The sequence below is a fragment of the Paracoccus sp. S-4012 genome (genome assembly GCF_009674885.1).
In the GTDB taxonomy this organism is placed as follows: Bacteria; Pseudomonadota; Alphaproteobacteria; order Rhodobacterales; family Rhodobacteraceae; genus Paracoccus.
Genome location: NZ_WKKA01000010.1, coordinates 82,662 through 97,945 on the forward strand (window position 1 = coordinate 82,662; position 15,284 = coordinate 97,945).

Consider the following 15,284-nt stretch of genomic DNA (forward strand, 5'->3'; position numbering starts at 1 on the left):
AATCGCGGGGGCGGGATGCTGCGGGTGCTGGCCGGAATGGGGGCATGGCTGCTGCTGGCCGCAGGCGGCCCGGCGGAGGCGCCCCCGAGCGATTTCGCGGGACGGCAGTATATCGACAGCACCGGCTGCGTGTTCCTGCGCGAGGGCCCCGGCTGGACGCCGCGCCTCGATCCGGGGGGCGAGGCGGTTTGCGGTTATCCGCCGACGCGACTCGCGCGGGACGACGGCCCCCCGACCCTGGCCGAGAACGATCCGCGGCTTGTCCCGCCGGGTATGGACCCGGTGGAGGCAAGGCTGCTGGCGGAGGTCGCGGGTGTCATGGGCGACGCAGTTCCGCCTGCGCTCGCGGCGGAGGCGCCCCCTGCCACGGGCGATCTCGGCGCGCAGATCGCTGCCGGGCTGGACCTCGCACCGCGCCTGGCAGCTGCCTCTGCCACGCCGCCGGCGCGGTCGCGCGACAGTCGCCTCTGCGAAATGATCGGCGCCACGCCTGCCGGACCGGAGATCGGCGCGCGCGATCTTCTCGGTTATTGCGGTGCGGCGGCAATCGACGCTGCGGCCCGGCGGCCGCTGCCGGTCGAAGCCGTGGCGAATGCGCCCGCGGTCGCTCCGCCGCGGCAATCCGCCGATGCAGGCCAGGCGGGCAGGGCCGACCGGCGCCAATCGCGAAGCGGGCGGGCGCCGTCCGGCACCGGCGGAGTCGCCTTGCCGGAACCCGCGTCGCTGACGGCAGGCGGGAGATCCCCTCCCGCGGTGCCCATGATCCCTGCCGGTGCGCGCTATTTTGTGCTGTCCCGCCACGCCGACGACACCTCGTTGCGCGCGGCTGCGGCGCGTCTCGTGTCCGAAGGCTTCCCCGCGGCCATCGCCGCCCGCCGCGGCGGGACCGGCCGCGACCTGATGGCCGGGCCGTTCCCCGACCGCGAGGCCATGGTGCGGGCGCTCGACGGGTTGCGGCGCGCGGGCTATCGCGACCCGGTTCCGCGGTGAGGGAGGTGGGGCAGGGCTATCCCTCGCAGATCGCCGTGATCGCCCGCCACTCGGCCTCGCTCACCGGCAGCGTCACCGGCAGGCTGGTGCGGAAGGGGTTGGCCTCGATCAGCCCCAGGGTCGCCTCGCCCGAGGGGTCGAGGTCGCGGGCATAGGGCTCGCTCGGGACGCCTGCACGCGAGAAGCGGGCGAGGATCGGGTCGTCATCTGGCCGCGGCTCGCCCTCGGCCAGCACCGCCGCGCCGTAGCCGCGCAGCGCATCCGGGGGCAGCGCGCCGCGGGTCAGGAGCTGCAGCACCCGGCCGGTCCCGGCATGGCGCAGCGCCGGCAGCAGCGGGTCCTGCGTCTCGGCCGCGGCATCGGCGGCGAAGATATGCCCGACCACCACCGCGACGGCCTGTCCCGGCTCCACGGCACGCGCCTCGGCCCGTTCGATCAGCGCCTGTCCCAGCACCACGATCCCGCCCGGCAGCCCCCGCGCGCCGTCGAGGCCCTCGGGCAACACCTCGATGCGATGACCGGGCCCGAGCAGCCGGGCCGAAAGCCGCGCCAGCACCTCCTGCCCCGCCGGACGGCCGCAGGCCGGGCCGGTCAGGCGGGCCATGTCGTCGAGCACCATCCCTCCGATGGCCGCGCGCTGCGCCGGGGGGGCGATGCGGGCGGCGTAATCCACGAGGCCTTCCGGCAGCCACCAGAACGCCGCCCCGGCCACCAGAAGGCCGAGGATCGCGAGGCCGGTCCCGCGCAGCCGCCCCGGATGCGGCCGCGCACGCTCGATCGCGCGATGGACCTTGTCGATGGCGGCGATCATGTCCGGGTCGCCGATTTCCAGTTCCTCGTCGGTGCCGCCGGGATGAGGCGCATAGAGGGCCGGGGCCGAGCCAGGGTTCATCCGCGTGACCGCCGGCAGCGACCAGTGCGAGAGGGGCGTGTCCGAGCGCGGGTCGCTGAGGACCAGCGTGGCGTCGCCGAAGCTGACGATGACCTCGCGCCGCTGCGCGTGCGGCGCGGGCCGCCAGGTGCCCGCCGCCTCCAGCCGCTCGTACTGCGCCAGCGCCGTCATGCTCTCCGCGATCCGTCCCCGCCCGAGTGTCAGCTTAGGCGCGGGCCGGGCGCGGGATCAATCGTCCGCGTCCGGCAGGCTGATGCCGCGCTCCTGCCCGAGAGCGCGCATGCGGGTCTGCAGCTTCTCGAAGGCGCGGACCTCGATCTGGCGGATGCGCTCGCGGCTGACGTCGTAGCGGCCCGAGAGTTCCTCCAGCGTCAGCGGGTCGTCGCGCAGCCGCCGCTCGATCAGAATGTCGCGCTCGCGCTCGTTCAGCGCGTCCATCGCGTCGATCATCAGCGTCCGGCGCTGCTCCAGCTCGTCCTGCTCGGCATATTCAGCCGCCTGGTCGGCATCCTCGTCCTCGAGCCAGTCCTGCCACTGCGCCGCGCCCTCTTCGCTGCCGACCTGCGCGTTCAGCGATGCGTCCGAGCCGGCGAGCCGGCGGTTCATCTCGACCACCTCGCGCTCGGTAACGTTCAGCTCGGTCGCGATCCGGGCCACGTTCTCGGGCCGCAGGTCGCCGTCCTCCAGCGCGCCGATCTTGTTCTTGGCCTTGCGCAGGTTGAAGAACAGCTTCTTCTGCGCCGAGGTGGTGCCCATCTTCACGAGGCTCCACGAGCGTAGGATGTATTCCTGGATCGAGGCGCGGATCCACCACATCGCATAGGTCGAGAGGCGGAAGCCCTTCTCCGGGTCGAATCGCTTCACCGCCTGCATCAGGCCGACGTTCGCCTCGGACACGACCTCCGCCTGCGGCAGGCCGTAGCCGCGATAACCCATCGCGATCTTGGCCGCGAGGCGCAGGTGCGAGGTGACGAGGCGGTGCGCGGCCTCGGCGTCCTCGTGGTCCACCCAGGCCTTGGCCAGCATGTATTCCTCCTCCGGCTCCAGCAGGGGAAACTTGCGGATCTCCTGCAGATAGCGGTTGAGGCCCTGTTCGGGGCTGGGCGCGGGAAGGTTGGTGTAACTGGCCATCGGACTTTGGGGATGCAGGGGCTGTCAGGAACGCGCCGCCGGGGCCGCGGTTCCGCGGAGGGCGGCGAGGAGGGCAGCCATGTCATCGGGCAGCGGGCTCTCGAAGGCAAGCCGCTCGGCCGTGACGGGGTGGAGGAAGCCGAGGGTGGCGGCGTGCAGCGCCTGGCGCGGGAAGGCGGCGCAGGCAGCGGCCGCCTCGGGGCCGAGCGCGCGGGCCGAGGCGCGCCGGGTGCCGCCATAGACCGGATCGCCGATCAGCCCGAGGCCGGCATGGGCCATGTGGACGCGGATCTGGTGCGTGCGTCCGGTCTCCAGCCGGCACTCGGCCATCAGCGCCGCGGACGGCTCGCCGAAGCGTTCAAGGGCGCGGACCCGCGTGACCGCATGGCGGCCGCGGCTGAAGCTGACCGCCTGCCGCTGGCGGTCGGTCGGGTGGCGGCCGAGGAGCGTGGCGATCTTCAGCACGCCGCCCGCCTCGAAGCTGGCGCCCGGCGTGCCGGCGAGCCTCGCGTCGGCCGCGTCGAGGGCGCCGTAGGCCAGCGCGAGATAGCGGCGCTCGACGCTGTGGGCGGCGAACTGCGCGGCGAGGCCCTGATGCGCGCGGTCGGTCTTCGCCGCGACCAGCAGGCCCGAGGTGTCCTTGTCGATCCGGTGCACGATCCCCGGCCGCGCCGCCCCGCCGATGCCTGAGAGGCTGTCGCCGCAATGCGCCAGCAGCGCGTTGACCAGCGTGCCCGACCCCGCGCCGGGGGCGGGGTGGACGACCATGCCCGCGGGCTTGTCGATGACGATGAGTTCCTCGTCCTCGTAGGCGATGTTGAGCGGGATGGCCTCGGGCAGCGCCTCGGAGGGCGCGGGCGGGCCGAGGGTCACGGTGTAGTCGCCCGGCTGCGCGCGCGCCTTGCCGTCCGTCGCCAGTCCCTGCGGCCCGGTCACGGCGCCGTCGGAGATCAGCCGGGCGAGGCGCGAGCGCGACAGGCCCTCGCCCTCTGGCGCGGCTTCGGCCAGCGCCTTATCAAGCCGCGCGGGCGGCCCTTCGGGGACGGTGATGACGAGGCGGTCGGGCAGGGGGCGGATCATGGACGAGCGTCTAGCAGAGCCGCCCCTGCCGCCGGAAGCCGTGCCGCATCTGCGCTTCCTCAAGGTGCTGGTCGCGGTGCTCGCCGGGACGATGTCGCTGGGGATGGTGGCGATCGTCGCGCTTTTGTGGCTGCGCCTCCCGCCCGTGGCGGAGGTGCCGCAACTGCCCGAGGCCATCGCGCTACCCGAGGGTGCGCGCCCCGCTGCCGTGACCTTCGCCCGCGACTGGACGGTGGTGGTGACGGAAACCGGCGAGGTCCTGCTCTACGACCGCGGCGGCGCGCTGCGCCAGCAGGTCACGCCGCGGCCCTGAGGTCAGCGGCCCGGGGCGTTGTCGCCCATCGCGCCGGAGGGCGGCGCCTCGGCTTCGGACACCGGGTCACCCCTGCGGGCCTCCGTCGCGCGGGATGCGCCCGCATCGCCCATCGCCTGGGAGGCGGGTGCCTCGACTTCCGACACCGGTTCGACGGCAGGTGCAGCGGGGGCCGCCCCTGCCGGGTCCAGCCGGTCAAGCCGCGCCCGCAGCTCCGTCGCCTCGGTGCGGGACTTCACCGCCATCTCGCGCACCACCTCGAACTCCTCGCGCGTGACGAAGTCGCGCTCGGCCAGCCAGCGGTCGATCCAGCCCTTCACGGCCGTCTCGGCCTCGTTCTTGGCGCCCTGGGCCACGCCCATCGCGTTGTTCATCAGCTTCGACAGGTCGTCGAGGAAGCGGTTCTGGCTGGTCATCGGCGGCCTCCTTGCGGTCGGGGCGCGATACGGCCCCGATGCGGTTCGATCAATAGCAGCGGAACGCGTCGCAGTGATAGCTGAACGACCGCCCGCGCGAATCAACGCCGTGGGTGAAGGTGCGGTTGCCGATGGTCTGGCTGGTCCATTCCCAGGTCGAGCCGTCCGCCGCCTTGCCCACGGTCTTGGTCAGCACCCCGCTGCGCTGGCTGCGCTGCGACCAACTTTCGCCGGTGTCGGGGTTGTGGCCTTTGGTCGTGGTGAACGGGCCCTGGATCTCGACCGCGGAGATGGTGCCGTCCGGCTCGCGGCAGGTGAACTTCGTCGGCGTACCCTCGCAACTGCCGGCGGACGCCGCGAACGGCGCCAGCGTCAGGGCGAGAAGGAGTGCGATCCGCATGGTGTCCCCCGTTATCGTTGCGCCCATGATAGCGCGCCCCGCGCCCTCGCGGAACCTTGCCGCGTCACGGCCCGCGCACTAGTTACCGCGCCATGCTCGACAACCGCCCCCAGCTTCCGCCCGAGATCGCCCGCCGCCGGACCTTCGCGATCATCGCGCATCCCGACGCCGGCAAGACCACGCTGACCGAGAAGTTCCTCCTCTTCGGCGGCGCGATCCAGATGGCCGGACAGGTCCGCGCCAAGGGCGAGGCGCGGCGCACGCGCTCGGACTATCTGAAGATGGAGCAGGACCGGGGGATTTCCGTGTCCGCATCGGCGATGTCGTTCGATTTCGACCGCTGGCGCTTCAACCTCGTGGACACGCCCGGCCACAGCGACTTCTCCGAGGACACCTACCGCACACTGACCGCGGTGGACGCGGCGATCATGGTCATCGACGGCGCCAAGGGGGTCGAGAGCCAGACGCGCAAGCTGTTCGAGGTCTGCCGAATGCGCGACCTGCCGATCCTGACCTTCTGCAACAAGATGGACCGCGAGAGCCGCGACACCTTCGAGATCATCGACGAGATTCAGGAAAGCCTCGCCATCGATGTGGCGCCCGCCTCCTGGCCCATCGGCACGGGGCGCGATTTCCTCGGCTGCTACGACCTGCTGCACGACCGGCTGGAGCTGATGGACCGCGCCGACCGCAACCGCGTGGCGCAGTCGGTGCGGCTCTCGGGCCTCGATGACCCGAAACTGGCCGACCATGTCCCCGAGGGCCTGCTCGCGAAGCTGCGCGAGGAGGTCGAGATGGCGCGCGAGTTGCTGCCCAGTTTTGACCGCAAGTCCTTCCTCGAGGGACACCTGACGCCGATCTGGTTCGGCAGCGCCATCAACAGCTTCGGCGTCAAGGAGCTGATGCAGGGCATGGGCGAGCACGGCCCCGAGCCGCAGCCCCAGTCCGCCGCCGAGCGACAGATCGCGCCGGAGGAGGAGGCCGTCACCGGCTTCGTCTTCAAGGTGCAGGCCAACATGGACCCGAAGCACCGCGACCGCGTGGCCTTCGTGCGCCTCGCCTCGGGTCATTTCGAGCGTGGCATGAAGCTGACGCATGTGCGCAGCAAGAAGCCGATGGCGGTGACGAACCCGGTCCTGTTCCTCGCCGCCGACCGGGAACTGGCGGACGAGGCTTGGGCCGGCGACATCATCGGCATCCCCAACCACGGCCAGCTCCGCATCGGCGACGGCCTGACCGAGGGCGAGGCGCTGCGCTTCACCGGCATCCCCAGCTTCGCGCCGGAGCTTCTGCAGACCGTCCGCGCCGGCGACCCGATGAAGGCCAAGCACCTCGAAAAGGCGCTGCTGCAGTTCGCCGAGGAGGGCGCGGCCAAGGTGTTCCGCCCGATGATCGGCTCGGGTTTCATCGTCGGCGTTGTGGGCGCCTTGCAGTTCGACGTGCTGGCGAGCCGGATCGAGCAGGAATACGGCCTGCCGGTCCGCTTCGAGCCGTCGCAGTTCACCTCCGCCCGCTGGGTCAGCGGTCCGCAGGAGAAGCTCGAGGCCTTCGCGCAGGGCAACAAGGGGCACATGGCGAGCGACCACGACGGCGACCCGGTGTATCTGACGCGGCTGCAATGGGACATCGACCGGGTGGTGCGGGATCACCCGGAGCTGAAGCTGACGGCGACGAAGGAGATGATGGTGTGACCCGGCCCAACCGGGTCGGGCCGGACGGGAGCTTCTCGACCGCGCCCGCCCGCGGAACGCTGATGGGCAATCGGGGCGTGTTGCATGATGAACGCGGCGCGTGGACCGGCCGGAAATGGGCGCACTGGAACTGGGTTAGCTGCGCGCTCGGCTTCAACGGCAGAAAGCGCCACATCAACGCGCCCGGCCGCTACACCGAACTATTCTTTTACGACGAGGCAGTGTCCTTCGCCGCCGGGCACCGCCCTTGCGCCACCTGCCGCCGCGACCGCTACCGCGAGGTGACGGTCCGTTACCACCGGCTGCACGGCACGTCCTCCCCGGCCGAAATTGACGCCCACCTGAACGTCTCGCGCTGCCGCCGGGGCGGTCACCAACTGCGCCGCGAGGCCGAGGCCAAAACTCTGCCTGCGGGCTGCTTCGTCTGGAGGGACGCGCGCATCTTGCTGATCCTGCGCGACGTCGCCCTGCCGTATGGTCCGGACGGCTACGGCCCTCCGGAGGTCCGGCCGGAAGGGCCGATCACCATCCTGACCCCTTGGCCGTTGATCAGCCTGTTCGCAGATGGCCTGTCCCCCGAGTTGCATCCGTCAGTCGCCGCGATGGTTTGAGCGGGGCCTTCGTGACACGTGAGCTTTGGTATAGTCTCACCGTGACCGGAGGTCCGCGATGCCCCCATCCGCCCGTCACGACGCCTGGCAGGCCGGCGACAGCTACGAAGCCTACATGGGCCGGTGGAGCCGTCCCATTGCGGCCCGGTTTCTCGACTGGCTGGGCCTGCCGGGCGGGCTCGACTGGCTCGATCTCGGCTGCGGGACCGGCGCGCTGACGCAGGCGATCCTTCGCCAGTCCGATCCGGCGGGCGTCCTCGCAATCGATCCGTCCGAGGGGTTCATCGCCACGGCCCGGCGGGCGTTGGATGATCCGCGGGTGGAGTTCCGGTTGGGCGATGCCGCGGCCTTGGCGACGCTGCCCGAAGCCAGCCGTGACGCCGCCGTGGCGGGGCTTTCGCTGAACTTCATTCCCGACCGCGTGGCAGCCTTGCGCGAGATGCGGCGGATCGTGCAGCCGGGCGGAACCGTTGCCTTCTACGTCTGGGATTATCCCGGCGGCGGCATGGGCTTTATGCGCGCCTTCTGGGACGCGGCGGCCGCCCTCGACCCCGCCGCCCGCGACCTGACCGAGAATCGACGCTTTCCGTTCTGCACCCGGGAGGGCCTCGCCGCGCTCGCCCGAGATGCGGGGCTGGAGCCGGAGGTGATCGCGATGGAATCTCCCTCCGTGTTCCGTAATTTTGACGACTTCTGGCACCCCTTCACCCTCGGCGCAGGTCCGGCGCCGGGCTACTGCATGAGCCTTTCGCCAGACGCGCGCGAGCGGCTGCGGGCGCGGCTCTCCGAGACGCTGCCCCGGCAGGCGGACGGGTCCATCGCGCTCGGCACGCGCGCCTGGGCGGTCCGGGCGCGGGTTTGAGGCGACTCACGGCCCCTCCCGCCCATCCAGCACCATCTGCCACAGTTCCAGATCCAGCCACCGCCCGAACTTCTGCCCCACCTGCGGCATCACCCCCACGCGGCGGAACCCGATCGCCTCGTGGAACGCGACCGACGCCCGGTTCTCGGCCGAGATCGCCCCCACCATGACGTGGAAGCCGCGCCCCCGCGCATGGTCCGTCAGCGCCGCCATCAGCGCCCGGCCGAGGCCGCGGCCGTGGAACGGCTCGGCCAGTTGCACCGTGTGCTCGACCGTCAGCGCATAGCCGTCGCCGCCGCGGAAGAAGCCGTAGCTGGCGAAGCCGGCGAAGCGGCCCTCGGCCTCGGCCACCAGCACCCCGAAGCCCGCGCGCTGCCGATACGCGATCCAGTCGGCGCGGTCCTCGGGCGTGACCGGGACCGAGCGGAAGGTGATCGTGGTGCCGGTGATCGCCTCGTTGACGAGGGCGGCGAGGGCGGGGGCGTCCCGCGGCTCGGCGTCGCGGATCACAGGGCGGCGGTGACGATCACCTCGACGTGGTAGTCGGGCGTCGCCAGCTTCGCCTCGCCCGTCGCCCGCGCCGGCGTCTGCCCCGCGGGCACCCAGGCCTCCCACACCGCGTTCATGGCGTCGAAATCGGCCATGTCGGCGAGCCAGATCTGGGCCGAAAGCATGCGGGTCTTGTCGGTCCCGGCGGCGGCCAGCGCCATGTCCACGGCGGCGAGGCAGGTCTCGGTCTGGCCGGTGATGTCGCGCGCGGGGTCGCCGACCTGACCGGCGAGCCAGACGATGCCGTTGTGGATCACCGCCTGCGACATGCGCGGGCCGGGGTTGATGCGTCTGATGTCGCTCATGGTTCGCTCCTATAGCAGACGGTAGAAGAACAGCGCGCTCATGCCGAAGCCCACGGCGGCGATGAGCGCCCGCAGCACGCCCTTGGGCAGCCGCCGCGCGAGCGGCGCGCCAAGGTAGCCGCCGGCCGTGTTGCCGACCATCATGACCAGCGCCGGCCCCCACCAGATCAGCCCGCCGAAGGCCAGCACCGCGGCCGAGATCGCCGACAGCGCGAAGCTGAGCCAGGTCTTCAGCCCGTTCATCAGGTGCAGGTTGGTCATCCCCCAGAGCGAGAACAGCGCCAGCAGCACGATCCCGAGGCCGCCGTTGAAATAGCCGCCATAGATCGCCACCGGCAGCAGCGTGCCGACCCCGAACGCCGTCACGCCCGAAGAATGGCGCGCGGCGAAGTCGCGGACGCGGTCGCCCCAGAGGAACACCGCGGTCGCCATCAGCAGCAGGAAGGGGACGATGAGGCGGAAGGCCGCGTTCGAGGAGACGATCAGCAGGCCCGAGCCAATGACGCTGCCGACCAGCATCCAGCCGGTAAGCCGCAGCAGCTGGCGGCGGTCGAAGGCCAGCACCTCGCGCCGGAAGCCGAGCGCGCCGGAGAGATAGCCCGGCATCGCGGCGAAGGTGGCCGAGGCGTTGGCCGCGACCTCGGGGATGCCGGTGAAGACGAGCGCCGGGAAGGTGATGAAGGTGCCGCCGCCAGCGACGGTGTTCAGCATCCCGCCGACGAAGCCGGCACCGAAGAGCAGCAGCGCATCGGCCCAGGTCACGGGCGGCCTTCAGGGGTGGGGGACAAGGAATGCGCTCCGCGGCGAGGTGTCGCGGGCAGGCATGGCGCTTTGCGCGCCGGGGCGCAAGGCCGCGCCCGCTTGAGCTTCGCGGCGGCAGCGCGCAGGTTCCGCGCCATGCCGGACGCCTTCAACCTCGCCGAACACGTCCTCGCCGCCGGGTCCGCCGCGCCCGACAGGCTGGCGCTGGCCGTCGTCTCCGCCTCGGGGGCCGAGCGGTGGTCCTACGCGCGGCTGACCGCCGCCGTGCGCGGAGCAGCCACTGGGCTGTCGGGCCTCGGCCTCGCGCCGGGCGACCGGGTGCTGCTCAGGATCGGCAACGAGCCGGCCTTTCCGGTCGCCTATCTGGCCTGCATCGCGGCGGGGCTGGTGCCGGTGCCGACCTCGGCCCTGCTGACGGTCCCGGAAGTGACCCGCATCGCCCGCGATATCGCGCCGGCGCTGTGCATCGCCGGCGAGGGGGTGCCTCTGCCGACGGGGCGCTGGCAGGTGCTGGATGCCGCCGAGCTCGGCCCGATGGCCGCCCTGCCGCCCGCCGCATGGGAGCGCGGCGATCCAGACCGGCTGGCCTATGTCGTCTACACCTCCGGCACCTCGGGTCAGCCGCGGGCGGTGATGCACGCGCACCGGGCGATCCTCGCGCGGGCGATGATGTTCGAGGGCTGGTATGGGCTGCGCGCGGGCGACCGGCTGATGCATGCCGGGGCGTTCAACTGGACCTTCACGCTCGGCACCGGACTGATGGACCCCTGGACGGTGGGCGCCACGGCGCTGATCCCGGCCGAGGGGACGCCGATCGAGGCGCTGCCGCTGCTGGCGCGGCGGCACGGGGCCACGATCCTCGCGGGGGCGCCGGGCGTGTTCCGGCGAATGCTGCGCGCCGAGTGGGCGCCGCTTCCGGCGCTGCGCCACGGCCTCGCGGCGGGCGAGCGGCTGGACCCAGGCCTGCGGCGCGACTGGCGCGCGCGCACCGGCAGCGACCTGCACGAGGCGCTGGGGATGTCGGAATGCTCGACCTTCCTCTCCGGCAGCCCCGCGCACCCCGCGCCCGAGGCAAGCGCGGGCTATCCACAGCCGGGGCGGCGAGTGGCGGTGCTGGACGACGCCGGGCAGCCGCTGCCGCCGGGCGAGGCAGGGGTGCTGGCGGTCCATCGCAGCGATCCGGGGCTGTTTCTCGGCTATCTCGGCCAGCCGGGGGAGACCGCCGCGCGGTTCCGGGGCGAGTGGTTCCTCACCGGCGATCTCGCCGCGGTGGCGGACGACGGCGCGATCACCACGCTCGGCCGCGCCGACGACATGATGAACGCGGGCGGATACCGGGTCGCGCCGGGCGAGGTCGAGGACGTGCTGGCCGCGGTGCCGGGCGCGGGCGATGTCGCAGCGGCGGAGCTGGCGACCGCCAGCGGCGCGGGCGTGATCGCGGGCTTCTGGACCGGCCCGGCAGACGAGGCGGAGCTGCGCGCGGCGGTGGAGGCGGCGCTGGCCCGCTACAAGCAGCCGCGTGTGTTGGTCCCCGCCGAGACGCTGCCGCGGACCCCCACGGGCAAGATCAACCGCCGCGCGTTGCGCCGGGAATGGCGGATCGGGCCGGAAGGGGTGGAGCGGGTGAAGGGAATCGAACCCTCGTCGTAAGCTTGGGAAGCTTCTGCTCTACCATTGAGCTACACCCGCGTGAGGTCGCAGGTAGCGCGAAGCGCGGTTCCCGGTCAAGGTGCCGCGCGCCTCAGCGCAGCCCCATCGCGGCCAGTTCCCGCATCAGCTTGGGCGGCAGCGATGGCTCGGCCGCGCGGTCCTTGGGCAGGTCGGCGGGGGCGTCCTCGCCGCGCAGGTAGCGCCAGCCCTGGAAGGGGCGGCGGGGAACGGCGGCGACCGGCACCACCTCGCGGTCCAGGATCAGGGCGCAGCGGCGGATGCCGTCGGGGCCGATCCGCTCCTCCAGCCCGATCAGGCGCTGGCGGGCGGCCATGATGCCCTTGAAGACCCAGTAGATCGAGCCGCCCTCCAGCAGCTCGGCCTGACGGGTCGGCCACATGCGCGTGACGTGAACCGCCGGGCCGTCGCCGAAGCGGCTCTGCCAGGCGGTCAGTTCGGCGGGCGTCGGGCAGCCGACGCAGAGCTTCATCAGGTTGAGGGGATGCGGCATGGGCGCAAGATATGGCGGCCGGGCGCGAGCGGCAAGCGCCGGAGCGGGGGCTTCGCGCCCCCGCACCCCCGCGGGATATTTGAGGACAGAAGAAGCCGGCGTTGCCCGGGTGCGCGGGTCCGGGCTATCACCGGACCTGTCCTTGTCCAGGAGCCCGCATGTCCGCCTTCGCCGCGCCGATCGCCGAGCAGATCTGGGACATGAAGTACCGTCTCAAGGATGCGTCGGGCACGCCTCTGGAGACGAGCGTCGAGGACAGTTGGCGCCGGGTGGCCCGCGCGCTCGCATCCGTCGAGCGCGACCCTGCCCGCTGGGAGGAGCGCTTCTTCGACGCGCTGCGCGATTTCCGCTTCCTGCCCGCCGGGCGCATCCTCGCCGGGGCGGGCACCGGGCGCAGCGTCACGCTCTTCAACTGCTTCGTCATGGGGACGATCCCCGACAGCCTCGAGGGCATCTTTCAGGCGCTGAAGGAGGCCGCTTTGACGATGCAGCAGGGCGGCGGCATCGGCTACGATTTCTCGACCATCCGCCCCAAGGGGGCCGAGGTCCGGGGCGTGTCCGCCGACGCCTCGGGGCCGCTGAGCTTCATGGATGTCTGGGACGCCATGTGCCGCACGATCATGTCGGCCGGCTCGCGCCGCGGGGCGATGATGGCCACCATGCGCTGCGACCACCCCGACATCGAGGAATTCATCGCCGCCAAGCAGGACGCGGCCCGGCTGCGGATGTTCAACCTCTCGGTCCTCGTGACCGATGCCTTCATGGCCGCGGTCGAGGCCGATGCGCCCTGGGAACTGGTCTTCGGCGGCCGCGTCTGGCGCACCCTGCCGGCGCGGGCGCTGTGGCACCGAATCATGCGCGCCACCTACGACTATGCCGAGCCGGGCGTGATCTTCATCGACCGCATCAACGCGATGAACAACCTCGCCTATGCCGAGACGATCGCGGCGACCAACCCCTGCGGCGAGCAGCCGCTGCCGCCCTATGGCGCCTGCCTGCTGGGCTCGGTGAACCTCGCGCGGCTGGTGCGGGACCCCTACGGGCCAGGCGCCGGGATCGAGGCGGGCGAGCTGGCCGAACTGGTCCGCACGGCGGTGCGGATGATGGACAATACCGTGGATGCGAGCCGCTTCCCGCTGCCCGAGCAGGCGGCCGAGGCGCAGGCCAAGCGGCGGATCGGGCTCGGCGTCACGGGACTTGCCGATGCGCTGACGATGTGCGGGCTGGTCTATGGCAGCCCGGAGGCGGTGGCGCAAACGGAGAACTGGATGCGCGCGGTGGCGCGGGCGGCGTATCTGGCCTCCGCGGCGCTCGCGGCCGAGAAGGGGGCCTTCCCGCTCCATGACGAGGCGGCGTTCCTCTCCTCGGGCTTCATGGCCGGGATGGACGCGGATGTGCGCGAGGCGGTGGCGCGCGACGGCATCCGCAACGCGCTGCTGACGAGCGTGGCGCCGACCGGGACGATCAGCCTCTATGCCGGCAACGTCTCGTCGGGTATCGAGCCGGTCTTCGCCGCCAGCTACACCCGCAAGGTCCTCCAGCCGGACGGTTCGCGGACCGAGGAGGAGGTCGTCGATTTTGCCGTGGCTGAGTGGCGGCGGCAGGGGAAGGAGGGGCTGCCCCCGGCCTATGCCGACGCGCAGGGCCTCCCGCCCGAGGCGCATGTCGCCATGCAGGCGGCGGCGCAGCGGTGGGTGGACAGCTCGATCTCGAAGACCATCAACGTGCCGGCGGAGATCTCCTTCGAGTCCTTCGAGGGCGTCTACCGCGCGGCCTTCGAGGCGGGCTGCAAGGGCTGCACGACCTACCGCCCGAACGAGGTGACGGGATCGGTGCTCGCGGTCGCCAGCGAGGCGCCCGAGCCGGTCTCGCTGGCCGAGCCGCTGGACCGGCCAGCGGCGCTGGACGGGGCGACCTACAAGCTGAAATGGCCGGGCTCCGAGCATGCGATCTACATCACCATCAACGACGTCATCCATGGCGGGCGGCGGCGGCCCTTTGAGGTCTTCATCAACTCCAAGAACATGGAGCATTACGCCTGGACCGTGGCGCTGACGCGGATGATCTCGGCCGTGTTCCGCCGCGGCGGCGAGGTGAGCTTCGTGGTCGAGGAGTTGAAGGCGGTCTTCGACCCGCGGGGCGGGGCCTGGATGGGGGGCCGCTACGTGCCCTCGATCCTCGCCGCGATCGGCGGCGTAATCGAGCAGCACATGGTGGCGATCGGCTTTATCGCGGGCGAGGGGCTGGGGCTGAAGGCGGACCCGGAGGCGACCGGCCGCAACGGCATGGCGGCACCCGCCGGCCGCGTCTGCCCGATGTGCGGCACGCCGGGGATGCGGATGATCGAGGGCTGCATGACCTGCCCGGCGTGTGGGCATAGCAGCTGCGGTTGAGCCGGCGGCGGCAGAAGAAGTTTTGAACTGACCACCATAACATGGCCATCTGACCCGTTCAGATGACCATTCGACTAGCAAGTCGTGCCACTACGGGATCGCAATAGGCGATACCTCGTGTTGCGCAGCTTCCTCTGCCGAAGATGCGCGTCATCGGCGAACTGTTCGCTCGAGAACCCAAGGAGAACATAACTATCTATGGTGTTGCTGGTTGGTCCAAGCGCATACATATTGACTCATAGAGCGAGTTGATTGAGGGAGGCAGTTGGACGAGCTCGAAGGGAAGGAGTTCGACATGCCCCTTGATGATACCGCACCTGGACTGGACGCGCTTCTGCTCGGCACGGCGCTTGAGCTCGAGCTCAGTGACCGAGACCATCGCGTCGCCGAGAAGCGCTACCAACTGATCCCGGAACACCTGCAACGGCCTGCCAGCCGACTTCGTCCCTACATGGATGACGCCTTCGTAAACGCCCAAGGCTCACGAGCGATCGGCGCAACGATCATCGACGGAGCAACGGACGACCGGTTCGATCTCGATGCCATCTTAGAATTCAGGCGGCCCCGCGATTGGCCGATTTCGGATGTGCTGGACGAGTTGTTCACGGCTGTTGATTTCCACCCGGAACTGACCCGGGTTTTCCATCGAGAAGTGACCCACCTTCAGTTATGCGGATGGGTTCATGTCTGGGTCAAGGCCTGGGCGCTCTCCGTCTTCTTTCGGGTTG

The 15,284-nt window shown here is 71.2% G+C and carries 15 protein-coding genes, 1 tRNA gene and 2 pseudogenes; 8 read left to right on the forward strand and 10 right to left on the reverse strand.

The window, feature by feature from the left end; genetic code table 11:
* The first annotated feature begins 15 nt into the window (after positions 1–15).
* Entirely contained in the window at positions 16–990 is a 975-nt protein-coding gene (locus GI374_RS13395; RefSeq protein ID WP_154337571.1) for an SPOR domain-containing protein, read from the forward strand.
* 16 nt (positions 991–1,006) lie between these two features.
* Here GI374_RS13395 and GI374_RS13400 read toward each other — a convergent pair whose 3' ends face one another.
* The 3 genes from GI374_RS13400 to GI374_RS13410 are packed head-to-tail and all read right to left on the reverse strand — an operon-like array spanning position 1,007 to position 4,093.
* Positions 1,007–2,053 carry a hypothetical protein gene (locus tag GI374_RS13400; protein ID WP_154337572.1) on the reverse strand — a complete coding sequence of 349 codons (1,047 nt, stop codon included), beginning with the start codon at positions 2,051–2,053 and terminating at the stop codon, positions 1,007–1,009.
* Positions 2,054–2,110: 57 nt separating this feature from the next.
* On the reverse strand, positions 2,111–3,013 hold the full coding sequence (rpoH, locus tag GI374_RS13405) for an RNA polymerase sigma factor RpoH (protein WP_154337573.1): 903 nt from the start codon (positions 3,011–3,013) through the stop codon (positions 2,111–2,113).
* Between the two features lie 24 nt (positions 3,014–3,037).
* Positions 3,038–4,093 carry an RluA family pseudouridine synthase gene (locus GI374_RS13410; protein WP_154337574.1) on the reverse strand — a complete coding sequence of 352 codons (1,056 nt, stop codon included), beginning with the start codon at positions 4,091–4,093 and terminating at the stop codon, positions 3,038–3,040.
* Between GI374_RS13410 and GI374_RS13415 the strand changes: the two genes are divergently transcribed.
* Positions 4,092–4,406, forward strand: a complete 315-nt coding sequence (locus tag GI374_RS13415) for a DUF6476 family protein (RefSeq protein ID WP_154337575.1) — start codon at positions 4,092–4,094, stop codon at positions 4,404–4,406. The genes GI374_RS13410 and GI374_RS13415 overlap by 2 nt on opposite strands.
* Positions 4,407–4,582: 176 nt before the next feature.
* On the opposite strand, the pseudogene GI374_RS19300 reads toward GI374_RS13415, so the two are convergent.
* Together GI374_RS19300 and GI374_RS13425 are read right to left on the reverse strand one after the other, a co-directional pair.
* Positions 4,583–4,822, reverse strand: a pseudogene (locus tag GI374_RS19300) (accessory factor UbiK family protein); the annotation flags it as partial.
* A 49-nt stretch (positions 4,823–4,871) separates the two neighbouring features.
* Positions 4,872–5,222 (reverse strand): hypothetical protein, encoded by a 351-nt coding sequence (locus tag GI374_RS13425; RefSeq protein ID WP_154337577.1) that lies wholly within the window; start codon positions 5,220–5,222, stop codon positions 4,872–4,874.
* Between the two features lie 92 nt (positions 5,223–5,314).
* Between GI374_RS13425 and GI374_RS13430 the strand changes: the two genes are divergently transcribed.
* Genes GI374_RS13430 through GI374_RS13440 form a run of 3 tightly spaced genes read left to right on the forward strand, consistent with a single transcriptional unit; the run spans position 5,315 to position 8,386 of the window.
* On the forward strand, positions 5,315–6,913 hold the full coding sequence (locus tag GI374_RS13430) for a peptide chain release factor 3 (RefSeq protein ID WP_154337578.1): 1,599 nt from the start codon (positions 5,315–5,317) through the stop codon (positions 6,911–6,913).
* Positions 6,910–7,524, forward strand: coding sequence for a hypothetical protein (locus GI374_RS13435; protein ID WP_154337579.1), 615 nt, complete (start codon positions 6,910–6,912; stop codon positions 7,522–7,524). Before GI374_RS13430 ends, GI374_RS13435 begins: the two co-directional genes overlap by 4 nt.
* A gap of 58 nt (positions 7,525–7,582) precedes the next feature.
* The gene (locus GI374_RS13440) at positions 7,583–8,386 is read left to right on the forward strand and encodes a class I SAM-dependent methyltransferase (RefSeq protein ID WP_154337580.1); all 804 of its coding nucleotides are present in this window, start codon (positions 7,583–7,585) and stop codon (positions 8,384–8,386) included.
* A gap of 6 nt (positions 8,387–8,392) precedes the next feature.
* On the opposite strand, the gene GI374_RS13445 is transcribed toward GI374_RS13440, so the two are convergent.
* The 3 genes from GI374_RS13445 to GI374_RS13455 are packed head-to-tail and all read right to left on the reverse strand — an operon-like array spanning position 8,393 to position 10,002.
* Positions 8,393–8,896, reverse strand: a complete 504-nt coding sequence (locus GI374_RS13445; protein ID WP_370515351.1) for an N-acetyltransferase family protein — start codon at positions 8,894–8,896, stop codon at positions 8,393–8,395.
* Positions 8,893–9,240 (reverse strand): RidA family protein, encoded by a 348-nt coding sequence (locus tag GI374_RS13450; RefSeq protein WP_154337581.1) that lies wholly within the window; start codon positions 9,238–9,240, stop codon positions 8,893–8,895. Before GI374_RS13450 ends, GI374_RS13445 begins: the two co-directional genes overlap by 4 nt.
* 9 nt (positions 9,241–9,249) lie before the next feature.
* Complete coding sequence (locus tag GI374_RS13455) at positions 9,250–10,002, reverse strand: sulfite exporter TauE/SafE family protein (RefSeq protein WP_370515352.1); 753 nt, start codon at positions 10,000–10,002, stop codon at positions 9,250–9,252.
* Positions 10,003–10,137: 135 nt separating this feature from the next.
* Here GI374_RS13455 and GI374_RS13460 point away from each other — a divergent pair, with 135 nt between their 5' ends.
* Complete coding sequence (locus tag GI374_RS13460; RefSeq protein ID WP_154337582.1) at positions 10,138–11,652, forward strand: class I adenylate-forming enzyme family protein; 1,515 nt, start codon at positions 10,138–10,140, stop codon at positions 11,650–11,652.
* Here GI374_RS13460 and GI374_RS13465 read toward each other — a convergent pair.
* Both GI374_RS13465 and GI374_RS13470 read right to left on the reverse strand, forming a co-directional pair.
* Positions 11,618–11,691, reverse strand: a tRNA-Gly gene (locus GI374_RS13465). The two genes, GI374_RS13460 and GI374_RS13465, sit on opposite strands and share 35 nt — an antisense overlap.
* A gap of 52 nt (positions 11,692–11,743) precedes the next feature.
* Positions 11,744–12,163 carry a DUF1489 family protein gene (locus tag GI374_RS13470; RefSeq protein WP_154337583.1) on the reverse strand — a complete coding sequence of 140 codons (420 nt, stop codon included), beginning with the start codon at positions 12,161–12,163 and terminating at the stop codon, positions 11,744–11,746.
* Between the two features lie 158 nt (positions 12,164–12,321).
* On the opposite strand from GI374_RS13470, the gene GI374_RS13475 reads away from it, so the two are divergent.
* Positions 12,322–14,556 (forward strand): adenosylcobalamin-dependent ribonucleoside-diphosphate reductase, encoded by a 2,235-nt coding sequence (locus GI374_RS13475; protein ID WP_154337584.1) that lies wholly within the window; start codon positions 12,322–12,324, stop codon positions 14,554–14,556.
* A gap of 265 nt (positions 14,557–14,821) precedes the next feature.
* Positions 14,822–15,284 (forward strand): annotated as a pseudogene (locus tag GI374_RS13480) (hypothetical protein); the annotation flags it as partial.

What these genes read in the sequence shown, in the direction of transcription:
- GI374_RS13450 (WP_154337581.1), bottom strand. Translation starts at nt 9,240, where the DNA reads ATGAGCGACATCAGACGCATCAACCCCGGCCCGCGCATGTCGCAGGCG.
- GI374_RS13475 (WP_154337584.1), top strand. Translation starts at nt 12,322, where the DNA reads ATGTCCGCCTTCGCCGCGCCGATCGCCGAGCAGATCTGGGACATGAAG.
- GI374_RS13460 (WP_154337582.1), top strand. Translation starts at nt 10,138, where the DNA reads ATGCCGGACGCCTTCAACCTCGCCGAACACGTCCTCGCCGCCGGGTCC.
- GI374_RS13395 (WP_154337571.1), top strand. Translation starts at nt 16, where the DNA reads ATGCTGCGGGTGCTGGCCGGAATGGGGGCATGGCTGCTGCTGGCCGCA.
- GI374_RS13440 (WP_154337580.1), top strand. Translation starts at nt 7,583, where the DNA reads ATGCCCCCATCCGCCCGTCACGACGCCTGGCAGGCCGGCGACAGCTAC.
- GI374_RS13415 (WP_154337575.1), top strand. Translation starts at nt 4,092, where the DNA reads ATGGACGAGCGTCTAGCAGAGCCGCCCCTGCCGCCGGAAGCCGTGCCG.
- GI374_RS13470 (WP_154337583.1), bottom strand. Translation starts at nt 12,163, where the DNA reads ATGCCGCATCCCCTCAACCTGATGAAGCTCTGCGTCGGCTGCCCGACG.
- GI374_RS13410 (WP_154337574.1), bottom strand. Translation starts at nt 4,093, where the DNA reads ATGATCCGCCCCCTGCCCGACCGCCTCGTCATCACCGTCCCCGAAGGG.
- GI374_RS13430 (WP_154337578.1), top strand. Translation starts at nt 5,315, where the DNA reads ATGCTCGACAACCGCCCCCAGCTTCCGCCCGAGATCGCCCGCCGCCGG.
- GI374_RS13400 (WP_154337572.1), bottom strand. Translation starts at nt 2,053, where the DNA reads ATGACGGCGCTGGCGCAGTACGAGCGGCTGGAGGCGGCGGGCACCTGG.
- rpoH (WP_154337573.1), bottom strand. Translation starts at nt 3,013, where the DNA reads ATGGCCAGTTACACCAACCTTCCCGCGCCCAGCCCCGAACAGGGCCTC.
- GI374_RS13425 (WP_154337577.1), bottom strand. Translation starts at nt 5,222, where the DNA reads ATGCGGATCGCACTCCTTCTCGCCCTGACGCTGGCGCCGTTCGCGGCG.